Origin of the sequence: Mesorhizobium sp., assembly GCF_004963255.1 — a bacterium.
In the GTDB taxonomy this organism is placed as follows: domain Bacteria; phylum Pseudomonadota; class Alphaproteobacteria; order Rhizobiales; family Rhizobiaceae; genus Mesorhizobium.
Map to the genome: position 1 here is coordinate 1 of NZ_SUGA01000052.1, position 15310 is coordinate 15310.

General features: G+C 64.6%; 16 protein-coding genes. 12 read left to right on the forward strand and 4 right to left on the reverse strand.

What is annotated here, in order from left to right; genetic code table 11:
• Window positions 1–75: 75 nt before the first annotated feature.
• Together E5X34_RS30420 and E5X34_RS30425 are read left to right on the forward strand one after the other, a co-directional pair.
• A complete protein-coding gene (locus E5X34_RS30420) occupies window positions 76–678 on the forward strand; it encodes a cupin domain-containing protein (protein WP_292572697.1) in 603 nt (200 codons plus the stop codon).
• Window positions 668–1753, forward strand: a complete 1086-nt coding sequence (locus E5X34_RS30425) for an ABC transporter ATP-binding protein (RefSeq protein WP_292572700.1) — start codon at window positions 668–670, stop codon at window positions 1751–1753. Before E5X34_RS30420 ends, E5X34_RS30425 begins: the two co-directional genes overlap by 11 nt.
• A 14-nt stretch (window positions 1754–1767) precedes the next feature.
• Here the strand turns inward: E5X34_RS30425 and E5X34_RS30430 are convergent, their stop codons facing one another.
• Complete coding sequence (locus E5X34_RS30430) at window positions 1768–2469, reverse strand: GntR family transcriptional regulator (RefSeq protein ID WP_292572703.1); 702 nt, start codon at window positions 2467–2469, stop codon at window positions 1768–1770.
• A 230-nt stretch (window positions 2470–2699) separates the two neighbouring features.
• Here E5X34_RS30430 and E5X34_RS30435 point away from each other — a divergent pair, with 230 nt between their 5' ends.
• From E5X34_RS30435 to E5X34_RS30480, 10 genes are all read left to right on the forward strand, one after another.
• Window positions 2700–3740: an ABC transporter substrate-binding protein gene (locus E5X34_RS30435; RefSeq protein ID WP_292572706.1), complete on the forward strand. Its 1041-nt coding sequence runs from the start codon at window positions 2700–2702 to the stop codon at window positions 3738–3740.
• Between the two features lie 78 nt (window positions 3741–3818).
• Entirely contained in the window at window positions 3819–4898 is a 1080-nt protein-coding gene (locus E5X34_RS30440; protein WP_292572709.1) for an ABC transporter ATP-binding protein, read from the forward strand.
• A complete protein-coding gene (locus tag E5X34_RS30445) occupies window positions 4895–5818 on the forward strand; it encodes an ABC transporter permease (protein WP_292572712.1) in 924 nt (307 codons plus the stop codon). The genes E5X34_RS30440 and E5X34_RS30445 overlap by 4 nt, the downstream gene beginning before the upstream one ends.
• Complete coding sequence (locus E5X34_RS30450) at window positions 5815–6615, forward strand: ABC transporter permease (RefSeq protein WP_292572715.1); 801 nt, start codon at window positions 5815–5817, stop codon at window positions 6613–6615. The genes E5X34_RS30445 and E5X34_RS30450 overlap by 4 nt, the downstream gene beginning before the upstream one ends.
• Before the next feature lie 20 nt (window positions 6616–6635).
• Window positions 6636–8222, forward strand: a complete 1587-nt coding sequence (gene ggt / locus E5X34_RS30455) for a gamma-glutamyltransferase (RefSeq protein ID WP_292572718.1) — start codon at window positions 6636–6638, stop codon at window positions 8220–8222.
• A gap of 50 nt (window positions 8223–8272) precedes the next feature.
• Entirely contained in the window at window positions 8273–9799 is a 1527-nt protein-coding gene (locus E5X34_RS30460; protein ID WP_292572721.1) for an acyl--CoA ligase, read from the forward strand.
• Complete coding sequence (locus tag E5X34_RS30465; protein ID WP_292572724.1) at window positions 9799–10785, forward strand: 2-dehydropantoate 2-reductase; 987 nt, start codon at window positions 9799–9801, stop codon at window positions 10783–10785. Before E5X34_RS30460 ends, E5X34_RS30465 begins: the two co-directional genes overlap by 1 nt.
• Window positions 10786–10842: 57 nt before the next feature.
• A complete protein-coding gene (locus E5X34_RS30470) occupies window positions 10843–11478 on the forward strand; it encodes a 2'-5' RNA ligase family protein (protein WP_292572726.1) in 636 nt (211 codons plus the stop codon).
• 140 nt (window positions 11479–11618) lie between these two features.
• Window positions 11619–11972, forward strand: a complete 354-nt coding sequence (locus E5X34_RS30475) for a SnoaL-like domain-containing protein (RefSeq protein ID WP_292572728.1) — start codon at window positions 11619–11621, stop codon at window positions 11970–11972.
• Window positions 11973–12168: 196 nt separating this feature from the next.
• A complete protein-coding gene (locus E5X34_RS30480; RefSeq protein ID WP_292572731.1) occupies window positions 12169–12522 on the forward strand; it encodes an ArsC family reductase in 354 nt (117 codons plus the stop codon).
• 40 nt (window positions 12523–12562) lie between these two features.
• Here E5X34_RS30480 and E5X34_RS30485 read toward each other — a convergent pair whose 3' ends face one another.
• The 3 genes from E5X34_RS30485 to E5X34_RS30495 form a co-directional block, all read right to left on the reverse strand.
• Complete coding sequence (locus E5X34_RS30485; RefSeq protein ID WP_292572733.1) at window positions 12563–12919, reverse strand: DUF488 domain-containing protein; 357 nt, start codon at window positions 12917–12919, stop codon at window positions 12563–12565.
• A gap of 22 nt (window positions 12920–12941) precedes the next feature.
• Complete coding sequence (locus E5X34_RS30490) at window positions 12942–14198, reverse strand: aminopeptidase (RefSeq protein ID WP_292572736.1); 1257 nt, start codon at window positions 14196–14198, stop codon at window positions 12942–12944.
• Between the two features lie 125 nt (window positions 14199–14323).
• Window positions 14324–15238, reverse strand: a complete 915-nt coding sequence (locus E5X34_RS30495) for a LysR substrate-binding domain-containing protein (RefSeq protein WP_292572738.1) — start codon at window positions 15236–15238, stop codon at window positions 14324–14326.
• Window positions 15239–15310 lie beyond the last annotated feature (72 nt).

Genomic DNA, 15310 nt, shown 5'->3' on the forward strand with positions numbered 1-15310 from the left:
CTCATCCGTCTCGGCGCTGACGCGCCGATCCACCTTCTCCCACAAGGGGAGAAGGGAAGACACGAGGACCATTGCATGGACATTGTTGACGAAGCGAAACCAAAGGACGATGCCGACATCCGCGTCGGGCGGCGCGTGCGGGCGTTGCGCCTCGAGCGCAACCTGTCGCTCGCCGACCTCGCCGCCAAGGCCGGCATCTCCATCGGCGCGCTGAGCCAGATCGAGCGCGGCATGTCCTCGCTGCGCGTCAAGGTGATCTGGCCGCTGGCCGCCGCGCTCGACATCGAACCGTCGGCGCTGATCACCGACGGCAATGAGGCGGTGAACGACCTCTATTGCGTGCGCGCCGACAAGCGCCGGCAGATCCCGGTGAAATCTGAAGGCATCGCCAAGGCGCTGCTGTCGCCGCCCGCCGCCACGCTCACCGGCATGCTGGTGACGGTCGAGGCCGGCGGCGGCACGGCGGAAGCCTACGCCCATGCCGGCCACGAATTCGGCTTCGTGATGGCGGGCGAGGTCGAGCTGGTGGTCGACGCCACGACCTATGTGCTGAAGGCCGGTGACAGCTTTGCCTTCAAGAGCACGCTGCTGCATGCCTTCCGCAACCCTGGCGCCGAGCGCTGCCAGATCCTCTGGGTCAACACGACCAAACCGTCCGAGGTGCGCGATGGCGCCTGACGCGCTCGTAAGACTGCAAAAAGTCTCGAAAGTCTTCCCAGGTGGCATTGTTGGCCTTGATACCGTCGATCTCGACATTGCTCCCGGCGAGTTCCTGACCCTCCTTGGCCCTTCCGGCTGCGGCAAGACGACGAGCTTGCGCGTCATCGCCGGCTTCGAGAGCCCCTCGAGCGGCAATGTCCTGCTCGAAGGCCGCGACATTACGGGGCTCAGGCCGTTCGACCGTCCGGTGAACACCGTTTTCCAGGACTACGCGCTGTTCCCGCATATGGATGTCGCTGCCAATGTCGGCTTCGGACTGTCGCTGCGCAAAATGTCCGGCACCGAGCAGGCCAAACGCGTTCGCGACGCACTCGACATGGTTGGCCTCGCCGACAAGCTGCGCGCCCGCGTCTCGGAACTCTCCGGCGGCCAGCGCCAGCGCGTCGCGCTTGCTCGCGCCATCGTCTGCGAGCCGCGCGTGCTGTTGCTCGACGAACCGCTGTCGGCGCTCGACGCGCATCTGCGCGAGCAGATGCAGGTCGAATTGAAGCGGCTGCAGTCCCGGCTCGGCACCACTTTCGTCATGGTCACGCACGACCAGACCGAGGCGCTGTCGATCTCCGACCGCATCGTCGTCATGAACAAGGGCCGCATCGAGCAGATCGCGCCGCCGGCCATGCTCTACGACCGGCCCGCGACGCGCTTCGTCGCCTCCTTCATCGGCACGATGAACTTGTTGCAGTCGCGCTTCCTGGGCCGCGACGGCGAGCGCCTGCGCTTCGCCGCCGGCGACCTGCCGCTGGAGGCGACCTCGGACAGCGGCGAGACGCCGGCCGTCGGCGACACTCGCACCATCGGCGTGCGCCCGGAAGATCTTCTGGTCGCCAGCGAGGCCGCAGAAGGAAGCGCGCCGGCGCGGGTCAGCGGCGTTGTCTTCCATGGCCGCACGCTGCGTCTGCATGCCGAACTCGGGCAGGGGACTGCGATCGTCATCGATGCCCCGCGCCGCGCCGACGGTTCGCAATTCAGCGTCGGCGACATGGCGCATGTCAGCCTGCGGCGCGGCGCCAACTGCCCCATGCTTTCCAGCTGATGCGGGTCCAAGGCTCACGATGCCTTGGCGAAGAACCCCTGATAGTCGGACTTGGCCTGCAGCAGCCGCAGGATGTTCTCGCGTGAGGCGCGCACATGTGCGCGGGCGCGCTCGCCGGCCAGAGCGACATCGCCGGCGCAGATTGCGTCGACGATGCCGGCGTGCTCCTCGCGGGTGAGCTTCCATTCGCCCAGCCAAAGAAGTTCCGCCCAAACATATTGCTGGCATTTGTCGAGGATGCCGCAGAGCATGCCGTAAAGCATCTCGTTGCCGCCGATTTCGGCGATCACCCGGTGCAGGTCGATGCCGACCTGAAGCTCCTCGAATTTTTCTCGCGTGCTGCGGTCCGGGATCGCCGCCAGCCGCTCGCACTCGGCGAGCATCTCATGCAGTCTCGCCTTGTCAGCTGCGGTCGCGTTGGCTGCCGCCAGCTCGGTCGCGCGCCCGTCAAGCATTTCGCGGATTTCGAAGGCCTCGCGAAACATGGTGATGTTGAACTCGGCCACGACATAGCCCTGGCGAGGCCGGCCGATCACCAGGCCGTCCCGTTCGAGCCGATTGAAGGCCTCGCGCACAGGCGTGCGGCTGACCTTCAGGCGTTCGGCGATCTCGTTTTCCGTAACGCGACCGCCCGGCGGGATCTGGCCGGTGATGATCAACGCCTTCAGCTTCTCGAACACCGAGTCGCGCAACGTGTTCTTTCTCTCCTTGCTCAAACGTCCCGCCTCCAACGGTCAGTCATGGAATCGCAGTCTAGTGCCTTTTAGTGCCTGCTTGAACAGACCCTGTCGCGACGCGCGGCTCGCTCCGGACTGTCCTGTTTATCAACCGCCAAAAAACCCGAAGCGCCATGTTGACATCGGCTTCTGGCGAATTACACTCAAAATTGTATACAAATTCGCATACCAAATCAACGATAACGGGAACACCGGTTGGAGAAGCGAAAATGACGAAGAGACTTTGTATTCACGGCCTGGCGATCGCCGGCCTGCTGGCTTCCGTCGCCGTTCCGGCGTCGGCCGCCGACACCATCACCGTCGCCTCATGGGGCGGCACCTATCAGGAAGCGCAGACCAAGGCCTTCTTCGATCCGACGGCCAAGGAACTCGGCATCACCATCAAGCAGGACACGACCAACGGCCTCGATGACGTGCGGCTGCAGGTCACCGGCAACGCCGTCAAATGGGACATCACCGAGCTCGGCGCCGACGAATGCGCGCGGGGCTCCAAGGAAGGCCTGTTCGAGAAGCTCGACTACAACGTCATCGACAAGACCGGCATCAACCCGAAGCTCGTGCATGACGACTGGGTCGGCATTTCCTACACCTCGGTGGTACTGATCTACCGGACCGATGTTTTCGGCGACAAGGGCCCGAAGACCTGGGCTGATTTCTGGGATGTGCAAAAATTCCCCGGACGCCGCGCGCTCTCCGGCAGCCAGGCGACGGAAACGCTGAGCGTCGCCGCCTTGGCCAAGGGCATTCCGATCGACAAGGTCTATCCTGTCGATATCGACGGCGCGCTGCAATCCGTCGACAAGATCAAGGGCCACATCGATGCCTGGTGGACCTCCGGCGCGCAGGCCATGCAGCTCGTCAAGGACGGTGAGGTCGACATGGCGAGCATCTGGAACGGTCGCGCCGGCACGCTGAAGAAGAGTGGTGCCCCGGTCAGCTTCTCCTTCGATCAGGGCGTTCTCACCGCCGACTGCATGGTCATCCCGAAGGGCTCGAAGAACAAGGATCTCGCCATGAAGGCGCTGGCCAAATTCGTCAGCCCCGACCTCCAGGCCAACCTGCCGCTCTATGTCGACAACGGCCCGGCCAACGAGAAGGCCTTCGAGACCGGCAAGATCCCGCAGGACCGCATCAAGGACATCAATTCCTCGCCCGAGAATGTCAAGAAGCAGGTGCTGCAGGACCCGGCCTTCTGGCGCGACACCCTCGTCGAGGCGACGGAGAAATTCAACAACCTGATCCAGCAATGACGATCGTACCGGAGCGGCGTCCTCGCGGCGCCGCTCCGCATCGTTTCGCAAAATGATCCGGAGTTGAAGGAGATGCTCTTGTCTCTCGCGCAATCCGCGCTGCCAATCGGCATAAGCGGTATCGAGAAGCGCTTCGGTGCTGTCTCCATCCTCAGCGACCTCAGCCTCGATGTCGCGGCCGGCGAATTCCTGACGCTGCTCGGACCGTCCGGCTCCGGAAAAACGACGCTCTTGATGATCCTGGCCGGCTTCGTGCGGGCCAATGCCGGCTCGATCAAGGTTGGCGGCGAGGAGATCATCACCATGCCGCCGCACAGGCGCAACATCGGCATGGTGTTCCAGAACTATGCGCTGTTCCCGCATATGAACGTCTTCCACAACATCGCCTTTCCGCTGAAGCAGCGGCGCGTATCGGCGGCAGAAACGGCTGAACGCGTCGAGCGGGCATTGGACCTGGTGCAGCTGAAAGGCCTCGGCGAGCGGCGTGTCGACCAGCTCTCCGGCGGCCAGCGCCAGCGTGTGGCCTTGGCCCGCGCCATCGTCTTCGAGCCGCGCATCGTCTTGATGGACGAGCCGCTGTCGGCGCTCGACAAAAGCCTGCGCGAGCGCATGCAGATCGAGCTGCGCAACCTGCATCGAAGGCTCGGCATGACCACGGTCTACGTCACGCACGACCAGCGCGAGGCGATCACCATGTCGGACCGCATCGCCGTCATGAATGCGGGGCGCATCGAACAGATCGACCAGCCGGAAGTTCTTTACGCCAAGCCGCGGACGAAGTTCGTCGCCGGCTTCATCGGCGAGTCCAGCTTCATTCCCGTCGAGAGCCGCAATGGCAGTGTCTGGTACGAGGACAGGAAGTTGCGGATGAACGATGCGGCGCCATCCACTGGCCGGCATCTGATGGTGGTGCGGCCGGAAAAGCTGCGCCTGGTCGCCGACGTCGGCGAGACCGGCGTCAACGTGCTGCCGGCGACCGTCGGCGACGTCATCTACCAGGGCGACAGCTTCGTCTGCTACGCGACGCTGAAGGACGGCCGCCAGGTTACTTTGCGCGACTATTGTCGTTCCGACGTGCTGGCGAAACTCCCGGCGCCGGGCGAGCCGATCATGCTCGGCATCGATGCCCAGGACATCGTGCTGGTGGCGGATCAATGAGCATCGTGTCCGCCAGCCTCGACCACGCCGGCAAGCCCGATCGCGCGTTCAATGCCGAAGCGCTCGACGCAGATGCGCGACGGGAAGCGCGCGGCATGCTCGCGCTTCTGTCGCTCGGGCTCTTCCTGGTATTCGCCGTCATCATCGTGCCGATCGGCTGGCTGTTCTGGCTTTCGCTGTTCGACGAGGGCGGTCAGCTCAGCGCCGCCAATTACGCACGCTTCTTCGAGCAGGCGTCCTACATCAAGACCTTCGTCACCACCTTCAAGGTGGCCTTCACCGTCACCGGCGCCTGCGTGCTGCTCGGCTACCCCTTGGCCTATATGCTGTCGCAGCTGCCGCGCCGCGCGGCCTCCATCTGCCTGATCTTCGTCATCCTGCCGTTCTGGACCTCGGTGCTGGTGCGCACCTATGCCTGGCTTGTGATCCTGCAGCGCAAGGGGCTGGTGAACACATGGCTGATGGACCTCGGCGTCATCTCCCAGCCGCTGCCGCTCGCCAATAATTTCGCCGGCGTCGTCATCGGCATGACCCACATCATGCTGCCCTTCCTGGTGCTGCCCCTCTACGCCTCGATGAAGACGATCGACGTCGACTGCCTGCGCGCCGGCATGAATCTCGGCGCGAGCCCCGCCGCCACCTTCCGGCAGATCTTCTTTCCGCTGTCGCTGCCGGGTCTCGCTTCGGGCTTGGTCATCGTCTTCGTTCTCTGCCTCGGCTTCTTCGTCACGCCGGCGCTTATGGGCGGCGGCAAGGTCATCATGTGGGCGATGCGCATGGAGCAGACCACCAGCCTCTATTCCAACTGGGGCGCGGGCGCGGCACTTGGCGTCGTGCTGCTCGCCGTCACGCTGGCGCTGCTCGGCCTCTTCCACTGGCTGCTCGGCACCCGCGCCACCGGAGTCTGGAGCCGGCGATGAGCATGGAAAACGCCCTGCCGATCTCGCATCGGCAACGCCTCTGGCTCTACGCGCTCGGCGGCCTCGTCATGCTGTTCCTGATCGCCCCGTCGGTGATCATCGTCATCATGTCCTTCTCCGGCTCCTCGCTCTTGGAGTTCCCGCCGCAGGAATGGTCGCTGCGCTGGTACGAAAGCTATTTCGGTTCCCTCGAATGGCGCGACGCCACCGTTGTCTCGGTCAAGGTGGCGGTGATGACGGCGATCGTCGCGACGCTGCTCGGCACCGCCGCCGCCTATGCCATCAACGCCCGCACGCTCAGGCTGACCGGCTTGATCAACGCGCTGCTCACCGCATCGCTGATCATCCCGGTCATCCTGATCGGCATCGGCACGTTCTTCCTCTATGCCCGCATCGGCCTCAACAACACGCTGACCGGCCTCGTCATCGCGCACACGGTGCAGGCGCTGCCGTTGGTCGTGCTGACCGTGCTGTCGGGGCTGCGCTCCTATGACATGAACCAGGAGATGGTCGCGCGCAGCCTCGGCGCCGGCCGCTTCTCAGCCTTCTTCCAGGTGACGATGCCGCAAATCAGGTTCTCGATCGTCTCGGGCACGCTGTTTGCCTTCATCACCTCCTTCGACGAGGTGGTGGTGTCGCTGTTCATCTCGGGCGGCGAGACCACGACGCTGACGCGGCGCATGTTCAATGCGCTGCGCGACCAGATCGATCCGACGATTGCCGCCATTTCGACTTGCCTGATCGTGCTATCGATCGTCTTGTTGTCCGCCGCCCAGCTTTTCGGCCGCGGACGCTGATATAGGATACCAGAACCAGCATGCGTGATTTCCAGTTTCCCGGCCGCTCGCCGGTCCGCGCCACCGAGGCGATGGCCGCGACCTCGCATCCGCTTTCCACCCTTGCCGCCATCGACATGCTGCGCGCCGGCGGCAACGCCATGGATGCCGCGGTCTGCGCGGCAGCGGTGCAGGCGGTGGTCGAGCCGCAATCGACGGGCATCGGCGGCGACTGCTTTGTGCTTTATTGCCCGAAGGGGCAGGGCGAGGTGATCGCCTTCAACGGCTCTGGCCGCGCACCCGCCGCCGCGACCGTCGACTGGTACCGGGACAAGGGATTCAGCGAGCTGCCGCTGCATGGCCCGCACGCGGTCACCGTTCCCGGCGCCGTCGACGCCTGGTGCCGGCTGCTGGAAGATCATGGCCGCAAGGGCTTGGCCGACGCGCTCGCTCCGGCCATCCGTTACGCCGAAGAAGGCTATGTCGTGCATGACCGCGTCGCCTTCGACTGGCACGACCCCGAGACCGACCTGTCGGCCGACGAGGCAGCGACGCGCATCTTCCTGCCCGGCGGCAAGCCCCCGAAGGCGGGTGACATCCATCGCCAACCGGAGCTGGCGGAGACCTTGCGCATCATCGCCAGGAAGGGCCGCGCCGGTTTCTACGAAGGCGAGGTCGCGGACGATCTGGTCGGACGGCTTCGCGCGCTCGGCGGCCTGCATACGATGGAAGACTTCGCCGCGACCAAGGGCGATTACCGGACCCCGGTCAGCACCTCCTATCGCGGTCACGATATCCACCAGATGCCGCCCAACAATCAGGGCCTGACAGCGCTTCTGATGCTCAACGTGCTGTCGGGCTTCGACCTCGGCAAGCTCGATCCCGAGGGCGCCGAGCGCCTGCATCTGGAGGTTGAGGCGGGGCGCTTGGCTTACCAGGATCGCGATGCGTTCTTCGCCGACCAGGATCATGTCGATGTGCCGGTCCAGGCGCTGCTTTCCAGCGCCTATGCCGACAGTTTGCGCGCGGCGATCGATCCCGAGCGCGCCATGACGCATCTGCCGCGTCTCGATCTGCCGGGCAGCGACACTGTCTATATCTCTGTCGTCGATCGCGACCGCAATGCGGTGAGCTTCATCAACTCGACCTATTATTCCTTCGGCAGCGGTGTCGTCGGCCCGAAGACCGGCGTCGTGCTGCAGAACCGTGGTTCCAGCTTCCGCCTCGATCCGAAGCACCCGAACGCGATCGCGCCAGGCAAGCGGCCGATGCACACGATCATGCCGGGCATGATGACGAAGGATGGCCGCGCGGTGATGCCTTTCGGCGTGATGGGCGGAGGCTATCAGCCCTTCGGCCATGTGCATCTTTTGACCAACATGATTGACTTCGGCATGGACCCGCAGCGGGCGATCGACGCGTCGCGCGTCTTCTATAACCATGACGTCGTCGAGGCCGAGCGAAGCGTGCGTCCCGATGCCGTCGAAGGCCTGCGCCGGCGTGGTCATCGTGTTGTGGAGCCCAATCACCCGCTGGGCGGCGGACAGGCGGTGCTCATCGATTGGGAAAAGGGCACGCTGACCGGCGCGTCCGATCCGCGCAAGGACGGCTTGGCGCTCGGATATTGAGCCGTCGTTTGCTGGACACGAGCCGATCGTTCGCAACATAGTCGAGAACCATGACCGGAACAGAAGAAATCGATCTTGCTTATCGCCTTGCCGCCGGCGCCGAAGATGCGCCGGCGATCCTGGCGCCCGACCGCGCCGCTCTTTCCCATGGCGGGCTGCGCAACCTGATCCGCGATACCGTGGCGCGGCTCAACGCGCTCGGCATCGGCCGTGGCGACCGCGTCGCCATCGTGCTGCCCAACGGCCCGGAAATGGCCACGGCCTTCATCGCCGTGGCGGCGGCCGCGTCTACCGCGCCGCTCAATCCGGCCTACCGCGCCGACGAGCTCGACTTCTATCTGACCGATATCGGCGTCAAAGCGATCCTTGTCGGCAAGGACGAACAGGGCCCTTCGGTCGAGGTTGCCAGACGCCTCGGCATCCCGGTGCTGCGGCTTGTGGTACCGGAAGGCGCGCCGGCTGGTGTTTTCACGATCGAGGGCGACCAGGTCGGATCGCCGGTTTCCTCCGGATCGGCCGAGGACGGCGACGTTGCGCTTCTGCTCCACACCTCCGGCACCACCTCGCGCCCGAAGCTCGTGCCGCTCAGCCACGCCAACCTTGCGGCGTCGGCCGCGCATATCGGAGCCACGCTCGGCCTGTCGCCGGCCGACCGCTGCCTCAACATCATGCCGCTGTTTCACATCCATGGCTTGATCGCGGCGGTGCTGTCCTCACTCGCCGCCGGCGGCAGCGTCTTCTGCACGCCGGGTTTCAACGCGCTGCGTTTCTTCCAGTGGCTCTCCGAGGCCAAGCCCAGCTGGTACACCGCCGTGCCGACCATGCACCAGGCGATCCTGCCGCGCGCGGCCCGCAATCCGGAGCAGCTTGCCGAGGCGAAGCTGCGCTTCATCCGCTCTTCTTCAGCTTCGCTTCCGGCGCAGGTCATGTCCGAGCTGGAGGCGACCTTCGGCTGCCCGGTGATCGAATCCTATGGCATGACCGAGGCCACGCATCAGATGGCGTCCAACCGCTTGCCGCCCGGACTGCGCAAGCCCGGCAGCGTCGGCGCGTCGGCCGGACCGGAAGTCGCTGTCATGGCGCCCGACGGGCGATTGCTCAAGGCCGGCGAGATCGGCGAGATCGTCATTCGCGGCCCCAACGTCACCGCAGGCTACGAGAAGAACCCGGATGCCAATGCCAGCGCCTTTGCCCATGGCTGGTTCCACACCGGCGATCAGGGCGTGCTCGACGAGGACAATTACCTGCGCGTCACCGGCCGGCTGAAGGAGATCATCAATCGCGGCGGCGAAAAGATCTCGCCGCTCGAGGTCGACGAGGTGCTGATGGATCATCCCGCGGTGGCGCAGGTGGTCACCTTCGCCATGCCGCATGACAAGCTGGGTGAAGAGGTGGCGTCGGCGATCGTGCTGCGCGAAGGCCTGAGCGCCAGCGAGGCCGACATCCGCGGCTTTGCCGCCACCCGGCTCGCCGACTTCAAGGTGCCGCGCAAGGTGGTGATCCTCGACGAAATTCCGAAGGGCGCCACAGGCAAATTGCAGCGCATCGGTCTCGCGGCAAAGCTCGGGCTCGGCTGATGCGCATCACTGTCTTCGGCGCCGGCGCCATCGGCGGCTATCTGGGCGCCAAGCTGGCAATCGCAGGCTCGGTCGATCTGTCGATCGTGGCGCGTGGCGCGCATCTGGAGGCGATCAAGGCCGATGGCCTTCGCCTGATCGAGGACGGCAAGGAAACGGTGGCGCGGGTGAGGGCTGCCTCTCGCGCGCAAGACCTCGGCGTGCAGGACTATGTCGTGCTGGCGCTGAAGGCGCATTCGCTGGGGCCGGCCCTTGACCAGATAGCACCGTTGCTGGGCGAGGGCACCGCCGTCGTCACCATGCAGAACGGCGTGCCCTGGTGGTATTTCCACAAGGCAAGCGGCGCGCTCGAAGGCATGCGGCTCGACGCTGTCGACCCAGGCGGTGCGATCTGGCAGCGCATCGGGCCGGAGCGCGTCATCGGCTCCGTTGTCTATCCGGCCGTCGAGGTCGATGCGCCCGGCCTTATCCGCCATGTCGAGGGCACGCGCTTCTCGCTGGGCGAGCCGTCGGGCGAGAAGAGCGAGCGGGCCACCGCCTTGGCGCGCGAAATGGTCAAGGCCGGGCTGCAGGCCCCGGTGCGCGAGGACATTCGCTCGGAGATCTGGGTGAAGCTCTGGGGCAATCTCTCCTTCAACCCGATCTCGGCGCTGACCGGCAGCACGCTGGCGGCGATCGTCGCCGACGAAGGCACGCGCGCCGTCGCCCGCGCCATGATGCTGGAGGCGCAAGCGATCGGCGAGCGCCTCGGCGTGCGCTTTCCCATTTCCGTCGACCGTCGCATCAAGGGCGCCGGCGATGTCGGCGAGCACAAGACCTCGATGCTGCAGGATCTCGAGCGAGGCCGCCCGATGGAGATCGACGCGCTGGTCACGGCCGTGCAGGAACTCGGCCGCCTGACCGGCCAGCCGACGCCGACCATCGACAGCGTGCTGGCTCTGGTGCGACGGCTGGCGATCGAGCGCGGGTGTTATTCTCCCTTGTAGTTTGTTCCTAGTTTGTTCTAGTTTGGTCCTTTGGACGATATCCAAAAGGGATCAGCCATGAACGAACAACCGTGGTTCGGGATCGGCAGGAACGGCCAGGCTTTTTTCCGCTGGGATCACTCCAGTCAGGATCCGACCGACAGACTGTTCTTTGCCATTCTTGTCGAAGGGACGATTGCTCATATGTTGGCGTCCCGCGCCTTGGCCTGGCAGCGGGAGCTAGGGCTAGGCGGAAAGCTCATTCGAGCCGGGCATTTGCATATTTCGCTCGTCATGCTTGGTGATCATGATGGATTGCCGAAACCTCTGGTCGACGCCGCCTGTTCGGCAGGCTCCCTTGTCCAGGCTCGAGCGTTCGATGTCTCGTTCGACCGTCTATCGCCCTTTGGCGGTGGCGCTCTCGTTCTGCGCCGCAGTGACGGTGTTCCGGCATTGCAAGCCTTTTGGCAAGCGCTCGCCGCTGTGCTGTCCGACAGCTCATTCAAGCCGCTTGTCGGAAAGTCGATCGAGCCGCATGTCACGTTGCTGCGTGACAAAGCGCGTGTTCCGAGAGTTGACGAGCGGCCAATCGAGCCGATTGGTTGGACCGTGCAAGAGTTCGTACTGATACACAGCTTCCTGCGGCAGGATCGGCACCAGATAATCAGACGCTGGCAATTGAACAGCCAGGATGATGCCCATGCTGTCATGTAAGCATCTCAAATCATTCTTACCGTAGCCAACAGGGCGCCACCACGATCCTGACACGATTTGTCACCTGCGGAGCGACGCACCGCTGGCACGCGAACGATCGGTTCCTACTTTGATGTCTGGTCCAACCCCGGGAGGAAATCATGACCACTGCGGACATTGCCAAGGATTTCACCGAGCTCCTCAAGAAGGGCGACAGCCACAGCGCCGCCGCGAAATACAATGCCGACGACATCGTCAGCTACGAAGCCATGGAAGGGCCGATGGCCGTCTGCAACGGCAAGGAAGCCGTCAAGCAGAAGAGTGAATGGTGGGAAGCCAATCACGAGGTTCACGGCGGTTCGGTCGAGGGTCCCTATGTCAATGGCGACCAGTTCGCCTTGCGCTTCAGCTTCGACGTGACGCCCAAATCGACCGGCGAACGCGTCAAGATGGATGAGGTCGGCCTCTACACGGTCAAGAACGGCAAGATCAGCGAAGAGCGCTTCTACTATTGAGGCCGGATATTGCACGCAGCGGCCGGGCTCCGGCCGCTGCCCAGGCAAGCTTCAAACCGTCTGCGCAAGTTGATCGGCCGATTTGTCCCAGTGGCCGAAACCATCAAAATGCGGGCCACCGCGAGACGCTGGCAAAGCTTGCAGGGCCGGCCTAGGCTTCCGCCGGATTCGAAACACCACCCGACAGAGGCCCGCCTTGACGATCACCATGTATGGCATCACCACCTGCGACACGATCAGGAAGGCGCGCGTCTGGCTGGAAAGCCACGGCGTGCCCTATAGCTTCCACGACTACCGGGCCGAGGGGATCGAGGCTGGGAAACTGGACGGCTGGGTCGGCAAGGTCGGCTGGGAAAAGCTGCTCAACAAGGGCAGCACGACCTTTCGCGAGCTACCGGAGAAGGACAAGGAAGGGCTGGACGAGAAGAAGGCGAAGAAGCTGATGCTCGCCAAGCCGACGATGATCAAGCGGCCGGTGCTGGAGGTGGGGGAGCGGGTTTTGGTGGGGTTCAAGGCGGAGATTTATGCTGAGGCTGTCGGCGGAAAATAGGCTCGACCACTTAGGCCGCGTTCCTTCGACGTCTCAACAACTATGCTTGGGCTCTCAAGTACCCCGCCAGCGCCACCGCATTATTGTGCGCCTCGTCATGCGCGCCGTAGAGCAGCGTCACCTTGCCTTCGCGCAACAGGCCACGCAGCTGAGCCACCGCCTCGCCATTTGCGTCCAGCTCCGCCCGATACCGCTTCTGGAACTCCGCCCAGCGCTCCGGCTCGTGCCCGAACCATTTGCGCAACGCGTCGCTCGGCGCGATCTCCTTCAGCCAGAGCGTCAGCGCGGCCTCCTTCTTGGCGACGCCGCGCGGCCAGATGCGGTCGACCAGCACGCGCTGGCCGTCGGCTTTCGCCGGCGGCTCATAGACGCGCTTCACCGCAATGTCGAAGGCCATCACACCTCCGCCGGCGAGCAGCTTACGCCCACTCGCCCTTGCGCATCACCGGCACGCAGCTGCCGTCCTTGGCGACGCCGTCGATGTCGATCTTGTCGGAGCCGATCATCCAGTCGATGTGGATGAAGCTTTTGTTGCCGCCGCGCTCCGCGATCTCGTCCTGGCTGAGCGAGGCGCCGTTGACGAAGCATTTCGAATAGCACTGGCCGAGCGCGATGTGGCAGGCGGCGTTCTCGTCGAACAGCGTGTTGAAGAACAACAGCCCGCTTTTCGAGATCGGCGAGGAATGCGGGACCAGCGCCACTTCGCCGAGACGCCGCGCGCCCTCGTCGGTGTCGAGCACCTTCTTCAGCACGTCCTCGCCCTTCGAGGCCTTGGCCTCGACGATCCGCCCACCCTCGAAGCGCACCGAGATCTCGTCGATCAGCGTGCCCTGGTAGGAGAGCGGCTTGGTCGAGCAGACATGGCCCTCGACGCGCCTCGCATGCGGCGTGGTGAAGACCTCCTCGGTCGGGATGTTCGGATTGCAGGTGATGCCGTTCTTCGCCGTCGAGGCGCCGCCCATCCATTCATGGCCCTCCGCCAGTCCGACGGTGAGATCCGTGCCCGGCCCGGTGAAATGCAGGGAATGGAAATTATGCTCGTTCAGCCATTTCGTGCGCTCGGCCAAGGCGGCGTTGTGAGCCTTCCAGTTGCCGATCGGATCCTCGACGTCGACGCGCGAGGCAGAGAAGATGGCGTCGGCGAGCTTCACCACCGCGACGTCGTCCGGCTCGCCCGGAAAAACCTGCTTGGCCCATGCGAGATCGGGATAGGCGACGATGTTCCAATTGATGTCGAAGCCGGTAATCTTCTCCAGCGCCGGCTGGTAGGCCATCGAGTTCGCCTTGTTGGCGCGCGCCACCTTGGCCGGATCCTGCGAAGAAAGCAGCGACGGGTCCTCGCCGCGCACCGCGAGCCGTGCGGCATTGTTGGAGAAGGCTTTCGCCATGCCTTCATAGAGCCAGCCGGCGGCGCGGTCGAAGCCGGCATCGGCGCCGTAGCGGAAGCGCGCCAGCGTGATCTCGTCATCGTTGAAGATCGGCGTCACCAGTCCGGCGCCGGCCTTGTAGGCGTGCTCGACGATGCGTCGCGTCAGCGGCAGCGCCGCGATCGACGAAGTCAGCACCAGATCCTGACCGGGCTGCAGCTGCAACCCGACCTTGATGGCGACTTCCGCCAGCCTGTCGAGCTTCACCGGGTCGATGCTTGCCGAAACGCCGCGCGAATGTGTGGTCATGATCCTGCCTGCCATTGTGTTGGGGTTCTATCCTTACATAGACCGCTGCGATTGACCTTTCCACCGCGATCGACTGGGCCTGCTCTCAAGCATGGCGGACCGCGTTGTCTCAAAATGCGCAGCTTTTAGGCGGCGCTGTCCAGCGCCCGGAACTGCGCCATGGTCGCCTCGATCTCCTCGCGGATCCAGGCCTTGAAGTCGCGCACCTTGCGGCTTTCGCTCTTGGTGGCCGAGGTCACCAGCCAGTAGCCCAGCCCGCTCTCGGCCCTGATCCCGAAGGGCGCGACCAGCCGCCCGTCGGCCAGCGCGTCGGCGGTCAGCAACTGCCATGCGAGCATCACGCCGTGGCCGGCGATCGCCGATTCCAGGCAGAGCATCGGATCGGTGAAGCGCGCGCCCTTCTGGAAGGTGACCGGCTCGACGCCGGCTGCCTCGAACCAGCTGTCCCAGCTGAACATCGCCCGCTCGTCGGTGATGGCGCAGGTCTGCGCCAGATCGCCGATCGAGTGCAGCCTGGCCGCGATCGAGGGCGCGCAGACCGGAAACACTTCCTGCGCAAGCAGAAGCTCGGCGCGGTCGCCTGGCCATTTGCCGTCGCCGAGCCGGATGGCGATATCGATGTCGGAGCGGTCGAGATCGGCGACCCTGGCCGAGGCGTCGATGCGCAAAAGCACATTGGGGTGCCGCGCGAAATGCCGCGACAGCCGCGGCAACAGCCATTTCGAGGCGAAGGCCGGCGCCACCGAGACGACCAGCGTGCAGTCATTGGCCTCGTCGGCCAGCGCCACCGCTTGCGCGAGTTCGCGGAAGCCGGCGCTCAGCCGCGCCGTGAAGGCGGCGCCGAATTCGGTCGGCACCAGCCCGCCGGGCGTGCGTTCGAACAGCGCCTGTCCCAGCTGCTTTTCCGTGCGCTTGACCTGCTGGCTGACAGCGCTGACCGAGACGTTCAGCTCCGCCGCCGCTGCCGCCAGCGATCCCAGCCGGGCGACGGTTTCCACGGCGCGCAGGCCGTTGAGATGGACGCGGTTCAGCATAGCCATTCAGTTTTTCTAAAGTGGATGGGCCGAAATCTCAATTGAATCCCGACGGGGAAAGCGCAGAATTTAACAGGA